The organism is Kitasatospora sp. NPDC101801 (assembly GCF_044766665.1).
Lineage (GTDB): Bacteria > Actinomycetota > Actinomycetes > Streptomycetales > Streptomycetaceae > Kitasatospora.
Genome location: NZ_JBIWML010000018.1, coordinates 80,199 through 99,644 on the forward strand (window position 1 = coordinate 80,199; position 19,446 = coordinate 99,644).

The window sequence follows — 19,446 nt, forward strand, 5'->3', positions numbered from 1 at the left end:
CGCAGTCGCACCCTAGCCGCGCTCCGGGCCGGTCGCGCGTTGGCCGACCTGGGCTTCCGGCCCGTGTCGCGGCCCGCCGGACGCCCCTCGGGCCGGGGTGCGCGGTCGCGCCTGGCTGACGCGGGGCGCGCGGGTTGGGTACGCTCCGCCAGTGTCCAGGAAGCCGTTGCGTGCCCTCATCCGTCGATCCGTGCTGCCCACGCTCGCCGTCCTGGCGGTCCTCGGGGTGGGTGCCGCCGCGCACGCCAACCGCCCGGTGCCGTTCGGCGACGTCCTGGTCAAGCCGGGTGACACCCAGGGCATGGAGGCCAGCCCGGTCGGCGCCCAGACCCGCTCGGCCGGCAGCCTGGAGCTCCGGGTCGGCCCCGGTCTGGAGGCCTTCGACCGGCTGAGCGGCGAGCACCTCTGGTCCTACCGCCGGGAGGGCGCCACCGCACTGCACCAGGTGATGGTCGGCGAGAGCGCCGTGGTGATCTGGGACGACGGCATGATCACCTCGGTCCGCCCGAGCGACCACGAGGTCCGCTGGCACCGGGCCGTCCCAGGACTGGCCGACTGGCTGCACGGCTCGGACCTCAAGGAGGGCGTCGAGCGGAGCGACGAGGAGAAGCTGGCAGGCTCGGTCCGGCGGGCCGCAGCGGCCCTCCAGCCGGTCGACGGCGAGGAGACCTGGGTGGCGGTGGTCACCCCGGCCCTGACCATGGGCTTCCGCGACAGTGACGGCGACCTCCGCTTCAACTCCCGCCCGCTGGCCGGGTGTTCGTACGACCCGCTGCGGGCGGTGCACACCGCCTACGCGGTCCTGGTGCCGCGCTCCTGCACCGGCACCAACGGCGCGGGCAACCCGCTGCCCGGCGGCATCACCGGCTTCCGGCTCTCCGCCCGCACCTTCCAGCTCGACGTCGGGCCCAACGTGCAGCTCCGCCGCCTCGACGACTCCCGCGTCACCATCGAGGACGGCCCCGTCCTGGGCACCCGCACCTACGACACCAAGCTCGCCGTCCCCGAATCCACCTGCACCGTCCCCTTCGCCGCCCTCCACCCCACCCCGGGCTGCCCAACCAGCTGACGCCGACGCCCGACCTTCTGGCACGTGGCGCACCCCCAGGGGGCTCGGGGCTGTGCTGTTGTGCGGCTCCGCCGCGTGGGCGACGCCGACTTTTTGGCAGGTGCTCAGCCCCGCTACGGAGCCAGGGGCTCGGGACTCTGCTGATGTGCGGCTCCGCCGCGTGGGCGACGCCGGGCTCTTTGGCAGGTGCTTCGGCATCTACGGTCAGGGGCTCGGGGAACTGCGACGCCGACCTCGTGCAAGGTGATCTGTCCGTAGGCGGTCAGGCATTTTCGCAGTGACCCGCACGCCAGATCTCCTCCCAGTTCCCCGAGCCCCTGGGTAGTGCAGCTGGACGCCCTGCCCGAAGCGGAGCGCCTGCCGACGGCGCAGCCCCGCCGCTGCCTGACGAAAAAGGCTCTGGACGGGTGCCGGTAGACTGGGAGGCATGGCTGTTCTCTCCGGGCATTAGCGGGCGAGCGGCGCCCGAGGCGCCTCACCCCAGCCCCGTCCACCTCCCGCCGCCCCGCCTGTCTCAGGAGTTCCCACAGCCATGATTTCCGCCACCGCCCTGGAGCTGCGCGCCGGCGCCCGCGTCCTGATCGAGTCCGCCAACTTCCGGATCGCCCCGGGTGACCGGATCGGCCTGGTCGGCCGCAACGGCGCGGGCAAGACCACGCTCACCAAGGTGCTGGCCGGCGAGGGCATCCCGGCCGGCGGCAGCGTCACCAGCACCGGCCAGGTCGGCTACCTCCCGCAGGACCCGCGGACCGGCGACCTGGACGTGCTGGCCCGCGACCGGATCCTGTCCGCCCGTGGCCTCGACACCGTGCTCCGCAAGATGCGTGAGAACGAGGACCGGATGGCCAACGGCCAGGGCGCCACCCGGGACAAGGCGATGAAGAAGTACGCCAGCCTGGAGACCGAGTTCCTCACCAAGGGCGGGTACGCCGCCGAGGCCGAGGCCGCCACCATCGCCGCCGCGCTGGGCCTGCCGGACCGCATCCTGGGCCAGCAGCTGCACACCCTCTCCGGTGGCCAGCGCCGCCGGGTCGAGCTGGCCCGGATCCTGTTCTCGGACTCTGACATCCTGCTGCTCGACGAGCCCACCAACCACCTGGACGCCGACTCGATCGTCTGGCTGCGGGACTTCCTGAAGACGTACAAGGGCGGCTTCATCGTGATCTCGCACGATGTCGAACTGGTCGAGACCGTGGTCAACAAGGTGTTCTACCTGGACGCCAACCGGTCCCAGATCGACATCTACAACATGGGCTGGAAGCAGTACCAGCAGCAGCGCGAGGACGACGAGAAGCGCCGCAAGCGCGAGCGCGCCAACGCCGAGAAGAAGGCCGCGACGCTCAACTCGCAGGCCGACAAGATGCGGGCCAAGGCCACCAAGACCGTCGCCGCGCAGAACATGGCCCGCCGGGCCGAGAAGCTGCTCTCCGGCCTCGAGCAGGTCCGGGCCTCCGACAAGGTCGCCAAGCTGCGCTTCCCGGACCCGGCCCCGTGCGGCAAGACGCCGCTGACCGCCAGCGGGCTCTCCAAGTCGTACGGCTCGCTGGAGATCTTCACCGACGTCGGCCTGGCGATCGACCGGGGCTCCCGGGTGGTCATCCTGGGCTTCAACGGTGCCGGCAAGACCACCCTGCTGCGGATGCTTGCGGGCGTCGAGCAGCCGGACACCGGCGAGGTGACTCCCGGCCACGGCCTGAAGATCGGCTACTACGCGCAGGAGCACGAGACGCTCGACCCGGAGCGGACGGTGCTGGAGAACATGCGGTCCGCCGCGCCGGACACCGACCTGGTGCAGATCCGGAAGATCCTCGGTTCCTTCCTGTTCTCCGGCGACGACGTCGACAAGCCGGCCGGGGTGCTCTCCGGTGGCGAGAAGACCCGGCTCGCGCTGGCCTCGCTGGTGGTCTCCAGCGCCAACGTGCTGCTGCTCGACGAGCCCACCAACAACCTCGACCCGGCCAGCCGCGAGGAGATCCTCGGCGCGCTGCGCACCTTCTCCGGTGCGGTGGTCCTGGTGACCCACGACGAGGGCGCCGTCGAGGCGCTCCAGCCCGAGCGGATCATCCTGCTGCCGGACGGCGTCGAGGACCTGTGGAGCCCCGGGTACCTGGACCTGGTGGCGCTGGCCTGACCGCCGGGTAGACGGCGAGTACCTTCTCCGGCGTAGAAAAGCCGGTCACCGACGGAATCCGGGAATGGGAGAGTCCCGGATTCCGTTTGGAGAGTTCCCTTGCTGGTGGAGCCGTGTTCAGTCCCCGGCCCGCCCGTGCTGATCAGCAATTTCGTCCCCCGCCGCAGCCGGCCGACCGCTGCCCGAGGGGGCGTGAGCACCCTCAGTGAGCGCCCTTGTGCGCTGCGATCACGACCGGCAGACTGCGCTTTCCCGGTATCGACCTTGTCGAATGGGTGGCCAGGAGCCTGGCTATGGGTGATCATGGGAATCTGACCGAGCAAAGCTACGAGGAGGCACGGGTGGCCGAGACTCTGAAAAAGGGCAGCCGGGTAACTGGTGCCGCGCGTGAGAAGCTCGCGGCCGATCTGAAGAAGAAATACGACTCCGGCGCGAGCATTCGCGCGCTGGCGGAGGAGACCGGCCGCTCCTACGGCTTCGTGCACCGCATGTTGAGCGAGTCCGGAGTGATCCTCCGAGGTCGCGGTGGTGCCACGCGTGGCAAGGGCAAGGTGGCTGCAACGGCCGGGTCCTGACGCATTGTCAGGAAATCCGACCCGGTCGGGCAGCGCCGATCGTGCGCGGTGCTGATTTGAGTGGCGTGCCAGCAGTTCAGTGAACAGCAAGCAGCTCGAGACGAATCGGCGGCCGGAGATCCGGACCGCCGATCGTCGTTTCCCGGTGTCGTTGGCATGGGCCCCCGGGTGGGTCCTGTCCGGCGGCGCCGGTTTTTGTTACTCTCCGGTAGCCAATTGCGCCGTCGCCGGAGGTACCGCCATGACCACCCCTATCCTGGACACCGACCCGCAGCTCTGGGAGCAGGCCGGAGTACGGCTCGACCTCGACGGCGCGACCGCCGTGGTAACACTCTGTCGGCCGGAGCGGCGGAACGCCCAGTCCCCGGCGATGTGGCGCGCGCTGGCCGGGATCGGCCGCAGCCTGGCGGGCACCGTACGGGTCGTGGTGCTGCGGGCCGAGGGTGTCTCGTTCTCGGCCGGGCTGGACCGGGCGATGTTCACCCCCGAAGGCATTCCGGGGGAGCGGAGCTTCCTGGAGCTCGCCGCCGCGGACGACAAGGACCTGGACGAGACCATCGCCTCCTACCAGGAGGCGTTCACCTGGTGGCGCCGGCCGGACGTGATCAGCATCGCCGCCGTGCAGGGGCACGCGGTCGGTGCGGGCTTCCAACTCGCGCTCGGCTGTGACCTGCGGGTGGTGGCCGAGGACGTCCAGTTCGCCATGAAGGAGACCTCGCTCGGTCTGGTGCCGGACCTGGCCGGGACCAAGCCGCTCACCGAACTGGTCGGCTACGCAAGGGCGTTGGAGATCTGCGCGACCGGCCGATGGGTCGGCGCGGAGGAGGCGGTGGCCACCGGGCTGGCCAACCTGGCGGTGCCCGCCGCCGAGCTGGACAACACCGTCCGGGACCTGACCGCCGCGCTGCTGGCCGCACCGCGCAGTGCGGTGATCGAGACCAAGGCGCTGCTCCAGGGGGCGGGCGAGCGCTCCTTCGAGCAGCAGCGCGCCGCCGAGCGGGCCGCCCAGGCCCGCCGCCTGCGCGACCTGGCGGGCCTCGGGGACTGACGGCCGGTCATCCCTTTGGTGCAGGGCCCACCCCGACGGGGTGGGCCCTTTGCGCTGTCCGGGGGCCTCCGGCAGGCGGGGGTCGTGGCGGAATGCCAGAGTTGAGCTGATTTGCGATATAGCTGGACGCACAGACAGGAGCCCGCCATGCCCGACACCCCGACGCCCGCTGCGATGCCGAAGACCGACACCCACAAGGCCACCGACCCGCAGCCCGCCGAGGAGCGCGGCCGTACCGCGCTGGCGGTCGGCGTGGTGGAGAAGATCGCCGGCATGGCCGCGCGGGAGATCTCCGGCATCCACGCGCTCGGCTCCGGACTCTCCCGCACCTTCGGTGCCATGCGGGACCGGGTGCCCGGCGGCAAGTCCAGCGTCGGCCGGGGCATCAAGGCCGAGGTGGGCGAGAAGCAGACCGCGATCGACATCGCGCTGATCGTCGAGTACGGCGTGGTGATCCCGAAGCTGGCCGCCGAGGTGCGGGCCAACATCATCGCCGCGGTGGAGCGGATGACCGGCCTGGAGGTGGTCGAGGTGAACATCGCCGTGAACGACGTCCACCTGCCCGACGAGCCGGACAGTGACGAGGAAGAGGAGCCGGTGACCGGCAGCGGTCAGCGGCCCAGGGTCCAGTAGAGCAACGGGACAGGAGCAGAAGCGGATGAATCTCGGCCTGATCGGGCTGGTGGTGGGGATGGCCCTGGGCTTTGCCGGGTACTTCGGCGGGTTCGCCGCATTCCTGCTGGTCGCGGTCCTCGGTGGGGTCGGCTTCGTGGCCGGCCGGCTGATCGAGGGCGACCTCGATCTCGGTGACCTCGGTGAACTGCTGCGCGGCCGCGACCGGCGCCGCTGATGTCGGCGGCAGTGGTTCCCGCCGCGCGGCCGGCCGCCGAGCGCGGCCGGTTGCGGATCGCCGACCGGGTGCTGGTCCGGCTGGCCGAACGGGCGGCGGGGCAGGCGCTCGGCGGGTCCGGCGCGGTCCGCCGGGTCGCGGTCACCGGCGCCGGTGAGCCGGTCCGGCTGAACCTCGGCGTCGAACTGCCGTTCCCGGCCGACCTGGCCGCGCTGGCCACGGCGGTCCGGGGGGCGGTGGCGGCCGAGCTGGCCGCGCTGACCGGACGCCCGGTCGGCGAGGTCGTGGTGGTGGTCGAACGGCTGGTGCCGACGGTATGACGGTGGATCAGGCCCGGCCCCGCGTCCGCCGGTTGCGCTCGCCCCGGACCGGCTGGACGGTGCTGGTGGTGGTGGCCGCGCTGGTGGTCGGCGGCGGCCTGCTGTACGACGCGGCGGCCGTCCGCACCGGCCACCGGGCCCGCCCCTGGCGGGCCGAGACCGCGGACCGGCTGGCCACCCTGCACCTGGACGACCCGGTGGTGCTGGTCTCCGCAGGGGTGGCTGTGCTGCTCGGCGTGCTGCTGCTCGGTCTGGCGGTGGCGCCCGGGATGCGGCGCTGGCTGGCGCTCCGGCAGCCCGGCGCGGTGATCGACCGGGCCGGGGTGGCCGCTCTGCTCACCCGGCGGGCCGGGCAGTTGGACGGGGTGGACGGGGTGCGGATCAAGGTGCGGCGGTCCAGGACGAAGGTCACGGCGGGCGGGTCCGCCGACCCGGCCGAGGTGCAGCGCGAGCTGCGGGCGGAGCTGGCCCGGGTGCCGCTGGCCGGGGAGAACCGGCTGGACGTCCGGGCCGGGAAGGTGCGGCGATGAGCCGGAGCACGGTGAACCGGGTCCTGCTGGGCCTGGCCGGGGTCCTGCTGCTGGCCGGCGGGGCGCTGGTGCTGGCCGGGGGCCTCGACCTCTACGGCCGGCTCGGGGTGCGGATGCCGCACTGGTGGCCGCTCACCTCGCCGGACCAACCGGTGCTGAGCTATGCCTCGCGGACCCGGTGGTCGGGCGAGGCGTGGTGGTGGCCGGTGGTGTTCGCGGTGCTCGGGCTGACCGTGGCGGGCAGCCTGTGGTGGCTGTTCGCCCAGGTGCGGCGGAGCGGACCCGGCTCGGTGACGGTGCCGGTGGCGGCGGAGGGGGTGAGGCTGCGGGTGCGCTCGCGGGCGTTGGCCGACGCGGTCGAGACCGAGACGGTGGCGCTGCCCGAGGTGGTCCGGGTGCAGGCCCGGCTGACGGGGCGTCCGAAGCGGCTGCTGCTGCGGGCGGCCGTCCGCCTCACCCCCGACGGCGACCCGGCCACGGCGGTGGACGACTTCCACGCCGGCCCGCTCGCCCACGCCCGCACCACCCTCGGCCGGGACCTCCCCACCGACCTCCGCCTCCAGGTCGCCCGCCCCCCGGGCCCCCGCCGGGAAGCCTCCCGCCGGGTCGTCTGACCTCGGCAGGCGCTCAGCCACTTACGGTCCAGGGGCTCTGGGCTGCGCTGTAGGCAGGCGCCCGGGCATCTACGGTCAGGGGCTCGGGGAACTGCGAGGAGATCTGCTGTTCGGGTCACTGCGAAAGTGCCTGACCACCTACGCACGGATCACCTGTTCCGAGGCCGGCGTCGCAGTTCCCCGAGCCCCTGACTCTTCCGAACCACCTGCTGGAAGGGTCGGTGTCGCCCACGCGGCGGAGCCGCACATCAGCAGGGACCCGAGCCCCGGTTGGCCTAGAGCGACCGCAGGGCGCCGCCGTCGACGGGGAGCATGATGCCGGTGAGGTAGGAGGCGGCGGGGGAGAGCACGAAGGCGGCGACCTTGCCGAACTCCTCGGGGGTGCCGTAGCGGCCGAGCGGGATGGTGGCACCGGCGCGGGCGCGGGCCGCACCGGCGTCGCCGCCGAGTGCGTCGAGCTCGCGGAGCCGGTCGGTGTCGATCCGGCCGGGGAGCAGGCCGAGGACCCGGATGCCGCGGGGGCCGAGCTCGTCGGCGAGGGACTTGGCGGCCATCGCCAGACCGGGCCGGAGCCCGTTGGAGATGCCGAGGCCGGGGACGGGCTGGCGGACCGAGGTGGAGAGCACGAAGGCGATCACGCCGCCCTCGCCGAGGGCGGCGGCTGCGGTGCGGGCGATCCGCAGGGCGCCGAGCACCACGGTCTCGAAGGCGTGCTGCCAGTCCGCCTCGGTGGTGTCGAGCACGGTGCCGGCCGTCGGGCCGCCGACGCTGACCAGGACGCCGTCCAGGCGGCCGAAGGTCTGCTGGGCGGCGGTGACCAGTTGCCGGGCGGCGGCCGGGTCGGCGTTGTCGGCGACCACGCCGTGCACCCGGCCGGGGGCGTCGAGGGCGGCCACCGCCGCGGCCACGGCCTGCTCGGTGCGGCCGCTGAGCACCACCCTGGCGCCGTCGCCGACCAGTTCGCGCGCGGAGGCGAGGCCGAGGCCCCGGGTCGCGCCGGTCACCACGTACACCCTGTCCTGAAGTCCGAGATCCATGAGGGCCATCCTGCCCGATGGACGGAGCGTCAGACGGCGACCGGTGCGGGGTCGGCCCCGGCCTCGGACTCCGCCTCGGACTCCGCCTCGGCGTCCGGACCTTCGCGGGCCTCGCGGCGGGCCAGCACCACCAGGCCGACCGGGACCAGTCCGGCGAACAGCCACCACTGGACGGCGTACGCCATGTGCGGGCCGATCGAGGAGTGGTCGGGCTCGGAGAGCAGGATCGGGGAGTCGCCCTGAGCCGGGGCGGAGGCGGCGAGTTCGAGGTAGCCGCCGAGCACCGGGCCGCCGGTCAGTTCGGCCTGCTGACCGCTGTTGATCAGCTGGAACTGACGGTCCGGCAGCTTGCCGCGGACCTTGATGCCGCTGCTCTCGGGGGTCTCGTCGGCGCGCAGTCGGCCGGTCACGGTGACCTGGCCGGTGGGCGGCGCCGGGACGGTGGGGTAGCTGGCGGCGTCGCCACCGGAGTCCACCCAGCCCCGGTTGACCAGCACCGAGCCGTTGCCGTCGGCCAGTGTGAGCGGGGTGATGACGAAGTAGCCGATGCTGCTGCCGTCGGGTTCGGTGCGGTTGCGGATCACGAACTCGTGGCCGGGGTCGTACTGCCCGGTGGCGCTCATGGTGCGCCAGGTGAGGTCCTTGGGCACGGTGTAACCGGGCTTGGAGACCGAGTCGAACGGGACCGGCGCGGCGGTCAGGCTCTGCGTGATCAGCCCGTTGCGGGCGACCCGGTCCTGGTGCCGGTGGAACTGCCAGAAGCCCAGCTCGACCATGGTCGGCACGAGCAGCGCGGCGAGCAGGGCGAACGCCGCCCAGCGCCAGGAGAGCAGAAATCGGTACACATCGGCAAACTACGCGCACCTACACCGCGCTCACACACCGGGGTGGGGGACCACCTCGCGGAGCAGGTGCAGGAAGGCGTCCTCGCCGACCACCGGGGTGCCGAACTCCCGGGCCTTGCGGGCCTTGCCGCTCCAGCTGCCCGCCTCGTTGGTGACCAGCAGGCTGGTCAGGCGGCTGACCGAGGAGGCGATGTGCAGGCCGGCCTCGATCGCGCGGTCCTCCAGCAGCTCGCGGTCGGTGGCGGTGTCGCCGGTGATGGCCACCCGCATGCCCTGCATCAGCGGGCTGCCGTCGGCCCAGCGGCCCGGGTTCGGGTACGGGCAGGCGGGCCGCTTCCGGCTCGGGCGGTAGGACGAGGAGAAGCCGGACCTGGCGGGCGCGGAGGCGTCCTCGCCGAGGTCGGTGACGGCCACACAGTTGGTCAGCGGCAGCGGCACCCCGACCTGCCGGGCCAGCTGCAGGCTGGGGCGGAACGCCTCGGCCAGCACCCGGGCGTCGTCCAGCGCGTTGTGCGCCTGGCGCTGCTGGACGCCGAAGTACTCGGCCAGGCTGGCCAGCTTGCCGTTCGGCAGCGGCAGGCCGAGGTCGCGGGAGAGCACCATGGTGCACAGCCGCTGCTCCACCGGGGCGCGCAGCCCGGCGCGCGAGTACTCACGGGAGATCATGTTCCAGTCGAAGAGCGCGTTGTGGGCCACCATCACCCGCCCGGCCAGCCGCTCGCCCAGCTCGGCGGCGATCTCCGGAAAGGTCGGGGCCCCGGCCAGCTCCCGGCTGGTCAGGCCGTGGATCCAGGTCGGGCCGGGATCGCGCTCGGGGTTGACCAGGGTGTACCAGTGGTCGGTGACCTCGCCGTGCGCGTCCAGCTGGTAGACACCGGCGGAGATCACCCGGTCGGTGCGGCCGAGCCCGGTGGTCTCGACGTCGACCACGGCGAAGCCCTGACCGTGCTCGGTGCTGCGCTGCGCCGGGAGCGGTGCGGCCCAGGTGGGTTCGCCGCTCGGGGACTGGATCGCGTACATGGTGGACCAGCTTAAGGGCGCGCGCCCACACCCAAGGTCGTTCGGCGGATTCCGGACCGCCTGCGAGCGCCGAAAGTGGCGTACGCGACACCCCGGAATATCGTGGGAACCGGAGTGGTCCTACCAGGGCGACCCCGCACAACGCACCAGGCAGAAGGAAGATCCCTCATGCGCGCCACCGTGATCCACGGCCCGAACGACATCCGGATCGAGGAGGTCCCCGACCCCAGGATCGAGCGGCCGACCGACGCGGTGGTCCGGGTGGTGAACGCCTGCATCTGCGGCAGTGACCTGTGGGCCTACCGGGGTGTGGCGGCGCGTCAGCCCGGTCAGCGGATCGGGCACGAGTTCCTCGGCGTGGTCGAGGAGGTCGGCCGGGAGGTCACCGGGGTGCGGGCGGGTGACCTGGTGGTCGCGCCGTTCGTCTGGTCGGACGGGATCTGCGCGTTCTGCCGCGAGGGCCTGCAGACCTCCTGCCCGCACGGCGGTTTCTGGGGCGAGGTCGGCTCGGACGGCGGCCAGGGCGAGGCGGTCCGGGTGCCGTGGGCCGACGGCACGCTGGTGAAGCTCCCGTCGGAGGCGGTGGGTGACGAGAAGCTGCTCGCCTCGCTGCTGGCGCTGTCCGACGTGATGAGCACCGGCCACCACGCGGCCGTCTCGGCGGGCGTACGGCCCGGCGCCACGGTGGCCGTGGTCGGCGACGGCGCGGTCGGCCTGTGCGGCGTGCTGGCCGCCCACCGGCTGGGCGCCGGGCGGATCATCGCGCTCGGCCGGCACCAGGCCAGGACCGACATCGCCCGGGCGTTCGGCGCCACCGACGTGGTGGCCGAGCGCGGCGAGGCGGCGATCGAGGCGGTCCGCGAGCTGACCGGCGGTCAGGGCGCGCACGCCGTGCTGGAGGCGGTCGGCACCGAGGAGTCGATGCGCACCGCGATCTCCATCACCCGGGACGGCGGCGGGGTCGGCTACGTCGGCGTTCCGCACGGCGGCAGCGCGGGCGTGGACATCGGCCAGATGTTCAACCGGAACGTCTCGGTCGGCGGCGGCGTCGCACCGGCCCGCGCGTACATCCCCGAGCTGCTCGCCGACGTGCTGGCCGGGACGATCAACCCGGGCCTGGTCTTCGACCGCACGGTCGACCTGGACGGGGTGCCGGACGGCTACCGGGCGATGGACGACCGGTCGGCGCTGAAGGTACGGATCGCCTTCTGAGGCAGCAACGGTCTGACGATCACTCACATGGCGGCACCGCTGGGCGGTGCCGCCATCTGACGTCTTCTTGACGGCTTCTGATCAAAGTTCGGTACGGGGTCTCCCACGGGCCGTTCGTAGGCCCTAGCATGCAGCGGATCCGCGACTGTGACGCGCCTCACGTCCCCTCGTTTCCCCCAGTGCCGCCCGAACACCCAGGAGACGCCGAATGGATAGCCCACCGACCGCCGAGAGTGCCCCGACCCACGTCCAACTGATCGAGGAGAGCGCCGAGTTCGTCGCCCTGCGGAAGACCTTCCGGGGATTCGTCTTCCCGGTCACCGCCGGGTTCCTGCTCTGGTACCTGCTGTACGTGCTGCTCTCCGGCTACGCCCCCGCCTTCATGGGCATCAAGCTGTTCGGCCACGTCAACATGGCGTTGCTGCTCGGACTCCTGCAGTTCGCCAGCACCTTCGCGATCGCCGCCTGGTACGCGCGCTTCGCCGACCGCCGCCTCGACCCGCCCGCCACCCTGATCCGCGAGCGGGCCACCGTCATCAACCCCAGGGAGGCGGGCGAATGAACGACCTGGCCACCGCCGCGACCGAACACCGCGGCCTGACCATGACCCTGTTCGGCCTGTTCGTGCTGGCCACCCTGGGCATCACCGTCTGGGCCGGGCGGCAGACCAAGGACGCCGCCGACTTCTACGCCGGCGGGCGCGGCTTCACCGGCTTCCAGAACGGCCTGGCGATCTCCGGCGACTACATGTCGGCCGCCTCGTTCCTCGGCATCGCCGGGGCGATCGCGCTGTTCGGCTACGACGGCTTCCTGTACTCGATCGGCTTCCTGGTGGCCTGGCTGGTCGCGCTGCTGCTGGTGGCCGAACCGCTGCGCAACTCCGGCCGCTACACGATGGCCGACGTGCTGGCCTTCCGGATGCGGCAGCGCCCGGTGCGCACCGCGGCCGGTATCTCCACCATCGTGGTGTCGATCGTCTACCTGCTGGCCCAGATGGTCGGCGCGGGCTCGCTGGTCGCCCTGCTGCTCGGGGTGACCGGGGACGGTGCCAAGCGCTGGACGGTGGTCGCGGTCGGTGCGCTGATGGTGATCTACGTCGCGGTCGGCGGCATGAAGGGCACCACCTGGGTGCAGATCGTCAAGGCGGTGCTGCTGATCGCGGGCACCGGGCTGATGACCGTGCTGGTGCTGGCCAAGTACAACTTCAACGTCTCCGCGCTGCTCGGCGCCGCCGCCGACGCCTCCGGCAAGGGCTCGGCCTTCCTGGAACCGGGGCTCAAGTACGGCGCCACCGGGACCAGCAAGCTGGACTTCCTGAGCCTGGGTCTGGCGCTGGTGCTGGGCACCGCCGGGCTGCCGCACATCCTGGTCCGGTTCTACACGGTGCCCACCGCCAAGGCGGCCCGGAAGTCGGTGCTCTGGGCGATCGGCATCATCGGCGGCTTCTACCTGATGACCCTGGCCCTCGGCTTCGGCGCCGCCGCGCTGGTCGGCCCGAAGACCATCAAGGCCTCCAACGCGGCGGGCAACACCGCCGCCCCGCTGCTGGCCGAGCACCTCGGCGGGGGCAGCGGCACCACCGGCGGCGCGATCCTGCTGGCGGTCATCTCGGCCGTCGCCTTCGCCACCATCCTGGCCGTGGTGGCCGGGCTGACGCTGGCCTCCTCGGCCTCGTTCGCCCATGACCTGTACGCCAATGTGATCCGGCGCGGCAAGGCCGGCGAGAAGGAGGAGGTCCGGTCGGCCAAGCTGGCCGCGATCGGGATCGGCGCGGTCGCCATCGTGCTCAGCCTGTTCGCGGAGAAGCTCAACACCGCCGCGCTGGTGGCGCTGGCCTTCGCGGTGGCCGCCTCGGCCAACCTGCCGACCCTGCTCTACTCGCTGTTCTGGAAGCGCTTCAACACCGTCGGCGCGGTCAGCTCGGTCTACGCCGGCCTGATCAGCTCGGTCACCCTGGTGTTCTTCTCCACCGTGGTCTCCGGCACCGACAAGTCGCTCTTCCCGCACAGCGACTTCCACTGGTTCCCGCTGGAGAACCCGGGCCTGGTCTCGATCCCGGTCGGTTTCCTGGCCGGTGCGGTCGGCACCCTGCTCTCCAAGGAGAAGGCCGACCCGGTCAAGGCCGCCGAGCTGGAGGTCCGCTCGCTGACCGGTCTCGGCGCGCACTGACGTCCCGCCCGGCGGACGGCGCTGCTGTCCTGAGGGTTCACGGAGTTAAGCTGGCCCGGCCCACCGCCTTCGGTGGCCGGGCCAGCCGCGTTCCTTGGGAAGGGGGCCGACATCGTGCTTCTCGACACCTTCGGCCGACAGGCCGTGGACCTCCGGGTCTCCCTGACCGACCGGTGCAACCTGCGCTGCACGTACTGCATGCCCGAGGAGGGGCTCCAGTGGCTCGGCCGGAGCGAGCTGCTGACCGACGAGGAGATCGTCCGGCTGGTCTCGATCGCGGTCACCGACCTGGGCGTCACCGAGGTCCGGTTCACCGGCGGTGAGCCGCTGCTGCGGCCCGGGCTGGTGGCGATCGTGGCCGCCTGCGCCGAGCTCGCGCCGCGCCCGGAGCTCTCGCTGACCAGCAACGGGATCGGCCTGGCCAGGATCGCCGCCGCGCTGAAGGCGGCCGGTCTGGACCGGGTGAACGTCTCGCTGGACACCCTGGACCCGGAGGTCTTCCGGACCCTGACCCGCCGCAGCCGCCACCAGGACGTCCTGGACGGGCTGGCCGCCGCCGAGGCCGCCGGGCTGACCCCGGTGAAGCTGAACGCGGTGCTGATGCGCGGGGTGAACGACCACGAGGCGCCCGACCTGCTGGCCTGGTGCCTGGCGCACGGCTACCAGCTGCGGTTCATCGAGCAGATGCCGCTGGACGCCCAACACGGCTGGGACCGCTCGCAGATGGTCACCGCCGGGGAGATCCTGGAGCGGTTGGGCACCCGGTTCGCGCTCACCCCGGAACCGTCGGCCGCCCGGGGCGCGGCGCCCGCCGAACGCTGGCTGGTGGACGGCGGCCCGGCGAGCGTGGGCGTGATCGCCTCGGTGACCAGGCCGTTCTGCCGGGCCTGCGACCGGACCAGGCTGACCGCCGACGGGCAGGTCCGCAACTGCCTGTTCGCGACCGGGGAGACCGATCTGCGCACCGCCCTGCGCGAGGGCGGCAGCGACGCCGAGATCGCGGCGCTCTGGCGGGCCGCGATGTGGGGCAAGAAGGCGGGCGCGGGGATCGACGACCCGGAGTTCCTGCAGCCCGAGCGCCCGATGTCGGCGATCGGCGGCTGACGGCCGGTCAGCCCTGCCACTGCTCGAAGGCGACGGTCTCCTTCAGGAAGCCGCGCACGCCCAGGAACTGCGACAGGTGCTCACGGTGGTCCTCGCAGGCCAGCCAGGTCTTCCGGCGGTCCGGGGTGTGCAGCTTCGGGTTGTTCCACACCAGTACCCACTCGGCGGGCCGGCGGCAGCCCTTGCCGGAGCAGACCGGCGGGCCCTCGGGACCGGTCGGGCCGCCGAAGAGACTGAGCGCGGGGGTGTCCATGGTGTGCCGTCCTGGAGCCGTGGCGGGAGTGTGCACCGCCAGTCTCGCACCCGGCCCATCAGCACCCGTCCGGAGCAGGACATGACGACGCCGGGCAGCCACGGGGGGAGCCGCCCGGCGTCGGTCTGTCGCTCCGACGGGGGATGCGGAGCGCGTACGCAGTATGTCACGCTCGACCGCCGGTGTGCCTAGCTCTGCCAAGATTAATCTGAGCTTGTTCTGAGCTTTCTGTCGGTCAAATCGCTTGATACAGCGGCAAATCGGGCAGCCGGATCAAGCCGCGCTCCGGTCACCGCCGCCGCCGGTGCCGCCCGGGCCGAGCATCAGCGGGGTGTCGGCGGGCACCGCGAAGGTGCTCGGCAGACCCGGGGCCCGCTCCCGCCCGGCGTTGGCGATCAGCACCGCGAAGTAGGGGAGCAGCACCGCGCCGGCGAGCGCCGCGAACGCGAGGTACCGCTGCACGTCCCAGAGCACCACCGAGAGCAGCACGCACAGCGTGCGCGCCAGCATCGAGATCACGTAGCGCCGCTGGCGCCCCCGGACGTCCTCGGAGAGACTGCTCCGCGCCCCGGTGATCCGGAAGACCTCGCCCCGCTTGCCCATGCTGCTACCACCCTCGTCGGCACCCTGGTTCGGCGTCATCACCGTACGCCTGGTTCACACGGCCGGAGGAGAGCGGGGGCATGAAACGGCCCACCCGAGGTGCGGATGGGCCGGGTGAGGCAAAAACTGTGGTCCAGAAGGGCAGCACCGCCGACCGTCGGCGGGCCGCGCTCTCGGGAGCTGACATGTGGTCGATCATCTCGGCGCTGATCGAGGGGCTGATCCTGGGCGGCATCGCCCGGCTGGTGATCCCCGGTAAGCAGGACATCCCGATCTGGCTGACCATGGTGCTCGGCATGGTCGGGGCACTACTGGGCAATCTGGTCGCCCACCTGTTCGGGGTGGCCGACACCCGGGGCTTCGACTGGTGGCGGCACGCCTTCCAGCTCGGTGCCGCCGTGCTGCTGATCGTGGTGATCGCCCCGGTCTGGAGCTCACGCAAGCGTGTCTAGGGGCGCCTCTCCGAGGAACGCCGGTGGGACCAGGTCGGTCAGCCAGACCCCGTTGGCACTGACCCGGAACTCGTGACCGGCCGCCGCCATCGCGGCGGCGTCCACCGCCAGCACCACCGGACGGCCGTGTCGGGAACCCACCCGCACGGCCGTCTCGGTGTCCGCGGACAGGTGGACGTCCTGACGGCTCATCGGCCGCAGGCCGTCCCGGAAGATCGCGTCCAGGTTCCGCCCGGTGGTGCCGTGGTACAGCACCGGGGGCGGCTCGGTGGCGGACAGACCGAGGTCGACCGCCACCGAGTGGCCCTGGCTGGCCCGGATCCGCGAGCCGTCCTCCGAGTACGCGAAGCGGCGCTTGTTGTTGGTCTCCACCACGTGGTCGAGCTCGGCCCGGGAGACCCGGGTGCCGTGCCTGCCCAGCGCGGCGAGCAGGGTGTCGACCGCGACCCAGCCGGCCTCGTCCAGCGTCACGCCGACCGAGGCCGGGTCGTGCCGGAGCACCCGGGAGAGCGTCTTGGAGACCCGTACGGTCCGCTTCGCGTCCGCGGTCATGACGCCTGGCTGACCGAGCTCATGTTGAAGTCGGCCACCCGGACCGGCGGCATCGCGGTGCGGGTGAACCAGTCGCCCCACTCGCGGGGCAGGCAGGGCTCGGTCCGCCCGACCTCGGTGATCCGGTTCAGCAGGTCCACCGGGGACTCGTTGAAGCGGAAGTTGTTCACCTGGCCGACCACCTCGCCGTGCTCGACCAGGTAGACGCCGTCCCGGGTCAGGCCGGTGAGCAGCAGGGTCGCCGGGTCCACCTCGCGGATGTACCAGAGGCAGGTGAGCAGCAGGCCGCGCTCGGTGCGGGCGATCATCTCGTCCAGGGTGGGGGCACCCTCCTGGTCCGGGACGGTCAGCACCAGGTTGTCGATCGCCGGGGTGAGCGGCAGTCCGGTCAGGCCGCTGGAGTGCCGGGTGGTCAGCAGGTTGGTCAGCTCGCCGTCCGTGATCCAGTCGGTGGCGGTCAGCGGGAGGCCGTTGTCGAAGGCCGAGCTGTCCTCGCCGGAGGACCGGGCCAGCACGAACGGCGCGGCCTCCAGGCCCGGGTGGGCCGGGTCCGAGCGGAGCGTGAGCGGCAGCGGGCTGAGCCGGTCGCCGATCCGGGTGCCGCCGTTGGGCTTGGAGAAGACCGTCCGCCCCTCGGTGGCGTCCCGGCCGCCGGAGGACCAGCTCAGGTAGACCATCAGGTCGGCGACCGCGGTGGGCGGCAGCAGCGTCTCGTACCGGCCGGCCGGGAGGTCGATCTTCTTGGCGCCCCAGGCCAGCCGCTTGGTGACCTCGGCGTGCAGCGCGGCCACGTCCACGTCGGTGAAGTCGCGGGTGGCGGCGCCGGCCCAGGCGGAGCCGGTCAGGTCGCCGGTCTTGGCGTTCAGCTCGACCGTGCCGGTCGGCTGGTCGTGCCGCAGCCGCAGGCCGGTGGAGGTGCCCAGGTAACTGCTGGTCAGCTCGTGCCGGGCGAAGCCGTAGAGCAGCTGGCCGTCCCGGCGGGCCCGGGCGAACGCCTCGCCGAGCGCCGGGGCGAAGGCCGTGAAGACCTCGACCGAGGTCTCGGCCGGCGGCGCGGTGAAGTCCGCGGAGGATTCGCGGACCGGTACCAGCGGCTGGGCGTCCTCGGCCGGCCCCGCATCGCGGGCGGCGGCCTCGGCGGCCCGGACCAGGCTCTCCACCTCGTCCAGCGTGACGGCCTCGCGGGCCACCACGCCGGAGGCGGTGCCCTCGGCGCCGTCGACGGTGGCGATCACGGTGAGGCGGCGGCCGCGGGTGACGCCGTTGGTGGTCAGCGCGTTGCCGGCCCAGCGCAGGTTGGCGGTGGACTCCTCGTCGGCGATCACCACGCAGCCGTCGGCCCGGGAAAGTTCGAGCGCGCGCTCGACCAGCTCGTGCGGGTGGATGTAGGGCATCAGTGACCCGCCTCCTGCTGGGTGTTGAGCACGTTGACGTCGCGGAACAGCGCGGACGGGCAGCCGTGGCTGACCGCCGCGACCTGGCCCGGCTGGGCCTTGCCGCAGTTGAAGGCACCGCCGAGCACGTAGGTCTCCGGGCCGCCGACTGCGCTCATCGACCCCCAGAAGTCGGTGGTGGTGGCCTGGTAGGCGAAGTCCTTGACCTGGCCCGCCAGTTGCCCGTCCTTGATGGCGTAGGCGCGCTGGCCGGTGAACTGGAAGTTGTACCGCTGCATGTCGATCGACCAGGAGCGGTCGCCGACGATGTACAGCCCGTTCTCCACCTGGGCGAACAGGCCCTCGGTGCTGGGCCCGTCGGCGGCCGGCTGGAGCGAGACGTTGGCCATCCGCTGCACCGGGACGTGCCCGGGGGAGTCCGCGTAGGCGCAGCCGTTGGAGCGGCCGAGGTCCTTCAACCTGGCCATCGCCCGGTCGAGTTGGTAGCCGACCAGGACGCCGTCCCTGACCAGGTCCCAGCTCTGGGTGGCCACCCCCTCGTCGTCGTAGCCGATGGTGGAGAGGCCGTGCTCGGCCGTCCGGTCACCGGTGACGTGCATCATCTCGGAGCCGTACCTGAGCGAGCCGAGCTTGTCGAAGGTGGCGAACGAGGTGCCCGCGTACGCGGCCTCGTAGCCGAGCGCGCGGTCCAGCTCGGTGGCGTGGCCGATCGACTCGTGGATGGTCAGCCACAGGTTGGACGGGTCGATCACCAGGTCGTAGCGGCCAGCCTCGACGCTCGGCGCCTTCATCTTCTCGGCCAGCAGGGTGGGCAGCTCGGCGAGTTCGGCGTTCCAGTCCCAGCCGGTGCCGAGCAGGCTCTGTCCATCGGGGGACGACCCCCGGACCCCCGCAAGGTATTCCCAGCCGCGACCCACCGGCGGAGCCAGCGTGCGCATCGAGTCGAAGGCGCCGGTCCGCTCGTCCACCGAGGTGGCTTCCAGGGTCGGGTGCAGCCGGATCCGCTGCTGGGTGGTGACGGTGCCCGCGGTGTCCGCGTAGAACTTGTTCTCCTGCACCGTCAGCACCGAGGCCGAGACGTGCGAGACGCCGTCGGCGGCCAGCAGGCGCCGGCTCCACTCGGCCAGCAGCGCGGTCTTCTCCGCGTCCGGCACGTCGAACGGGTTGATCTCGTACGCGGAGACCCAGGTGGCGTCCGCGTGCACCGGCTCCTCGGCCAGCTCGACCAGGTCGGTGCCGCCGGCCGCGCGGCTGATCCCGCCGGACAGCCGGGCCACCGCGACGGCCTGCTCGGCGACCAGCACGGCCGCCTCCGGGGTCAGGTCGACCCCGGCCGCGAAGCCCCAGGCGCCGTCCAGCAGCACCCGGACCGCGAAACCCAGCTGGACGCTGTCGGAGGAGCCGGCCGGGCGGGCGTCCCGCAGCCGCCAGGCGGCGCTGCGGACCCGCTCCAGCCGGAAGTCGGCATGGGCGGCGCCCAACGCGGTCGCCCGGCCCAGGGCGGCGTCGGCGAGGGTGCGCAGCGGGTACGCGAGGAACAGCGGATCGACGGCGCGGCCTTGGGTACGGCCTGCGCTGGGCGTCGGGGGCATCGGGCTCCCTGGGTCGGGGGACGAACGGCGGCGGGCGCCCCGGGCAGGGGCACCCGCATCGCATCATCGCCTGTCC

General features: G+C 72.4%; 22 protein-coding genes. 14 read left to right on the plus strand and 8 right to left on the minus strand.

Annotation, left to right across the window (positions count from 1 at the left end; all coding sequences use genetic code 11):
• The first annotated feature begins 151 nt into the window (after positions 1–151).
• The 9 genes from ACIRPK_RS20815 to ACIRPK_RS20855 all read left to right on the plus strand — a co-directional run bounded on the left by ACIRPK_RS20815 (position 152) and on the right by ACIRPK_RS20855 (position 7,137).
• The gene (locus ACIRPK_RS20815; RefSeq protein WP_403040735.1) at positions 152–1,069 is read left to right on the plus strand and encodes a hypothetical protein; all 918 of its coding nucleotides are present in this window, start codon (positions 152–154) and stop codon (positions 1,067–1,069) included.
• Positions 1,070–1,601: 532 nt separating this feature from the next.
• Positions 1,602–3,200 carry an ABC-F family ATP-binding cassette domain-containing protein gene (locus ACIRPK_RS20820; RefSeq protein WP_403040736.1) on the plus strand — a complete coding sequence of 533 codons (1,599 nt, stop codon included), beginning with the start codon at positions 1,602–1,604 and terminating at the stop codon, positions 3,198–3,200.
• A 341-nt stretch (positions 3,201–3,541) separates the two neighbouring features.
• Positions 3,542–3,775, plus strand: coding sequence for a helix-turn-helix domain-containing protein (locus ACIRPK_RS20825; RefSeq protein WP_403040737.1), 234 nt, complete (start codon positions 3,542–3,544; stop codon positions 3,773–3,775).
• A gap of 241 nt (positions 3,776–4,016) precedes the next feature.
• Positions 4,017–4,823: an enoyl-CoA hydratase/isomerase family protein gene (locus ACIRPK_RS20830; RefSeq protein ID WP_403040738.1), complete on the plus strand. Its 807-nt coding sequence runs from the start codon at positions 4,017–4,019 to the stop codon at positions 4,821–4,823.
• Positions 4,824–4,997: 174 nt separating this feature from the next.
• Positions 4,998–5,456, plus strand: a complete 459-nt coding sequence (locus tag ACIRPK_RS20835) for an Asp23/Gls24 family envelope stress response protein (protein WP_403040778.1) — start codon at positions 4,998–5,000, stop codon at positions 5,454–5,456.
• 25 nt (positions 5,457–5,481) lie between these two features.
• A complete protein-coding gene (locus tag ACIRPK_RS20840; RefSeq protein ID WP_403040739.1) occupies positions 5,482–5,673 on the plus strand; it encodes a hypothetical protein in 192 nt (63 codons plus the stop codon).
• Complete coding sequence (locus ACIRPK_RS20845; RefSeq protein ID WP_403040740.1) at positions 5,673–5,993, plus strand: hypothetical protein; 321 nt, start codon at positions 5,673–5,675, stop codon at positions 5,991–5,993. Before ACIRPK_RS20840 ends, ACIRPK_RS20845 begins: the two co-directional genes overlap by 1 nt.
• On the plus strand, positions 5,990–6,523 hold the full coding sequence (locus tag ACIRPK_RS20850) for a DUF6286 domain-containing protein (RefSeq protein WP_403040741.1): 534 nt from the start codon (positions 5,990–5,992) through the stop codon (positions 6,521–6,523). Before ACIRPK_RS20845 ends, ACIRPK_RS20850 begins: the two co-directional genes overlap by 4 nt.
• Complete coding sequence (locus ACIRPK_RS20855; protein WP_403040742.1) at positions 6,520–7,137, plus strand: alkaline shock response membrane anchor protein AmaP; 618 nt, start codon at positions 6,520–6,522, stop codon at positions 7,135–7,137. Before ACIRPK_RS20850 ends, ACIRPK_RS20855 begins: the two co-directional genes overlap by 4 nt.
• A gap of 275 nt (positions 7,138–7,412) precedes the next feature.
• On the opposite strand, the gene ACIRPK_RS20860 is transcribed toward ACIRPK_RS20855, so the two are convergent.
• Genes ACIRPK_RS20860 through ACIRPK_RS20870 form a run of 3 tightly spaced genes read right to left on the minus strand, consistent with a single transcriptional unit; the run spans position 7,413 to position 10,039 of the window.
• Entirely contained in the window at positions 7,413–8,174 is a 762-nt protein-coding gene (locus ACIRPK_RS20860; protein ID WP_403040743.1) for an SDR family oxidoreductase, read from the minus strand.
• A gap of 29 nt (positions 8,175–8,203) precedes the next feature.
• Positions 8,204–9,019 (minus strand): SURF1 family protein, encoded by an 816-nt coding sequence (locus tag ACIRPK_RS20865; protein ID WP_403040744.1) that lies wholly within the window; start codon positions 9,017–9,019, stop codon positions 8,204–8,206.
• A 30-nt stretch (positions 9,020–9,049) separates the two neighbouring features.
• Positions 9,050–10,039 (minus strand): DEDDh family exonuclease, encoded by a 990-nt coding sequence (locus ACIRPK_RS20870; protein WP_403040745.1) that lies wholly within the window; start codon positions 10,037–10,039, stop codon positions 9,050–9,052.
• Positions 10,040–10,207: 168 nt separating this feature from the next.
• Here ACIRPK_RS20870 and ACIRPK_RS20875 point away from each other — a divergent pair, with 168 nt between their 5' ends.
• The 4 genes from ACIRPK_RS20875 to moaA all read left to right on the plus strand — a co-directional run bounded on the left by ACIRPK_RS20875 (position 10,208) and on the right by moaA (position 14,524).
• The gene (locus tag ACIRPK_RS20875) at positions 10,208–11,251 is read left to right on the plus strand and encodes a zinc-dependent alcohol dehydrogenase family protein (RefSeq protein WP_403040746.1); all 1,044 of its coding nucleotides are present in this window, start codon (positions 10,208–10,210) and stop codon (positions 11,249–11,251) included.
• Between the two features lie 208 nt (positions 11,252–11,459).
• On the plus strand, positions 11,460–11,813 hold the full coding sequence (locus tag ACIRPK_RS20880; RefSeq protein WP_403040747.1) for a DUF485 domain-containing protein: 354 nt from the start codon (positions 11,460–11,462) through the stop codon (positions 11,811–11,813).
• Entirely contained in the window at positions 11,810–13,420 is a 1,611-nt protein-coding gene (locus ACIRPK_RS20885) for a cation acetate symporter (RefSeq protein ID WP_403040748.1), read from the plus strand. Before ACIRPK_RS20880 ends, ACIRPK_RS20885 begins: the two co-directional genes overlap by 4 nt.
• A gap of 114 nt (positions 13,421–13,534) precedes the next feature.
• Positions 13,535–14,524, plus strand: a complete 990-nt coding sequence (gene moaA, locus ACIRPK_RS20890; protein WP_403040749.1) for a GTP 3',8-cyclase MoaA — start codon at positions 13,535–13,537, stop codon at positions 14,522–14,524.
• A 7-nt stretch (positions 14,525–14,531) separates the two neighbouring features.
• Here moaA and ACIRPK_RS20895 read toward each other — a convergent pair whose 3' ends face one another.
• Together ACIRPK_RS20895 and ACIRPK_RS20900 are read right to left on the minus strand one after the other, a co-directional pair.
• Complete coding sequence (locus ACIRPK_RS20895) at positions 14,532–14,777, minus strand: hypothetical protein (protein WP_403040750.1); 246 nt, start codon at positions 14,775–14,777, stop codon at positions 14,532–14,534.
• Positions 14,778–15,050: 273 nt separating this feature from the next.
• Positions 15,051–15,419: a DUF3099 domain-containing protein gene (locus tag ACIRPK_RS20900; RefSeq protein WP_403040751.1), complete on the minus strand. Its 369-nt coding sequence runs from the start codon at positions 15,417–15,419 to the stop codon at positions 15,051–15,053.
• Between the two features lie 89 nt (positions 15,420–15,508).
• Between ACIRPK_RS20900 and ACIRPK_RS20905 the strand changes: the two genes are divergently transcribed.
• On the plus strand, positions 15,509–15,832 hold the full coding sequence (locus ACIRPK_RS20905; protein ID WP_403040752.1) for a GlsB/YeaQ/YmgE family stress response membrane protein: 324 nt from the start codon (positions 15,509–15,511) through the stop codon (positions 15,830–15,832).
• On the opposite strand, the gene ACIRPK_RS20910 is transcribed toward ACIRPK_RS20905, so the two are convergent.
• The 3 genes from ACIRPK_RS20910 to ACIRPK_RS20920 are packed head-to-tail and all read right to left on the minus strand — an operon-like array spanning position 15,815 to position 19,370.
• Positions 15,815–16,384 carry an RNA 2'-phosphotransferase gene (locus ACIRPK_RS20910; RefSeq protein WP_403040753.1) on the minus strand — a complete coding sequence of 190 codons (570 nt, stop codon included), beginning with the start codon at positions 16,382–16,384 and terminating at the stop codon, positions 15,815–15,817. The genes ACIRPK_RS20905 and ACIRPK_RS20910 overlap by 18 nt on opposite strands.
• Complete coding sequence (locus ACIRPK_RS20915) at positions 16,381–17,778, minus strand: metallopeptidase TldD-related protein (RefSeq protein ID WP_403040754.1); 1,398 nt, start codon at positions 17,776–17,778, stop codon at positions 16,381–16,383. Before ACIRPK_RS20915 ends, ACIRPK_RS20910 begins: the two co-directional genes overlap by 4 nt.
• Positions 17,778–19,370 (minus strand): TldD/PmbA family protein, encoded by a 1,593-nt coding sequence (locus ACIRPK_RS20920; protein WP_403040755.1) that lies wholly within the window; start codon positions 19,368–19,370, stop codon positions 17,778–17,780. Before ACIRPK_RS20920 ends, ACIRPK_RS20915 begins: the two co-directional genes overlap by 1 nt.
• Positions 19,371–19,446: the final 76 nt, after the last annotated feature.

Coding starts and splice junctions, on each gene's coding strand:
- ACIRPK_RS20830 (WP_403040738.1), top strand. CDS start 4,017: ATGACCACCCCTATCCTGGACACCGACCCGCAGCTCTGGGAGCAGGCC.
- ACIRPK_RS20840 (WP_403040739.1), top strand. CDS start 5,482: ATGAATCTCGGCCTGATCGGGCTGGTGGTGGGGATGGCCCTGGGCTTT.
- ACIRPK_RS20885 (WP_403040748.1), top strand. CDS start 11,810: ATGAACGACCTGGCCACCGCCGCGACCGAACACCGCGGCCTGACCATG.
- ACIRPK_RS20875 (WP_403040746.1), top strand. CDS start 10,208: ATGCGCGCCACCGTGATCCACGGCCCGAACGACATCCGGATCGAGGAG.
- ACIRPK_RS20845 (WP_403040740.1), top strand. CDS start 5,673: ATGTCGGCGGCAGTGGTTCCCGCCGCGCGGCCGGCCGCCGAGCGCGGC.
- ACIRPK_RS20855 (WP_403040742.1), top strand. CDS start 6,520: ATGAGCCGGAGCACGGTGAACCGGGTCCTGCTGGGCCTGGCCGGGGTC.
- ACIRPK_RS20920 (WP_403040755.1), bottom strand. CDS start 19,370: ATGCCCCCGACGCCCAGCGCAGGCCGTACCCAAGGCCGCGCCGTCGAT.
- ACIRPK_RS20895 (WP_403040750.1), bottom strand. CDS start 14,777: ATGGACACCCCCGCGCTCAGTCTCTTCGGCGGCCCGACCGGTCCCGAG.
- ACIRPK_RS20820 (WP_403040736.1), top strand. CDS start 1,602: ATGATTTCCGCCACCGCCCTGGAGCTGCGCGCCGGCGCCCGCGTCCTG.
- ACIRPK_RS20915 (WP_403040754.1), bottom strand. CDS start 17,778: ATGCCCTACATCCACCCGCACGAGCTGGTCGAGCGCGCGCTCGAACTT.
- ACIRPK_RS20860 (WP_403040743.1), bottom strand. CDS start 8,174: ATGGATCTCGGACTTCAGGACAGGGTGTACGTGGTGACCGGCGCGACC.
- ACIRPK_RS20900 (WP_403040751.1), bottom strand. CDS start 15,419: ATGACGCCGAACCAGGGTGCCGACGAGGGTGGTAGCAGCATGGGCAAG.
- ACIRPK_RS20850 (WP_403040741.1), top strand. CDS start 5,990: ATGACGGTGGATCAGGCCCGGCCCCGCGTCCGCCGGTTGCGCTCGCCC.
- ACIRPK_RS20835 (WP_403040778.1), top strand. CDS start 4,998: ATGCCGAAGACCGACACCCACAAGGCCACCGACCCGCAGCCCGCCGAG.
- ACIRPK_RS20910 (WP_403040753.1), bottom strand. CDS start 16,384: ATGACCGCGGACGCGAAGCGGACCGTACGGGTCTCCAAGACGCTCTCC.
- ACIRPK_RS20870 (WP_403040745.1), bottom strand. CDS start 10,039: ATGTACGCGATCCAGTCCCCGAGCGGCGAACCCACCTGGGCCGCACCG.
- ACIRPK_RS20880 (WP_403040747.1), top strand. CDS start 11,460: ATGGATAGCCCACCGACCGCCGAGAGTGCCCCGACCCACGTCCAACTG.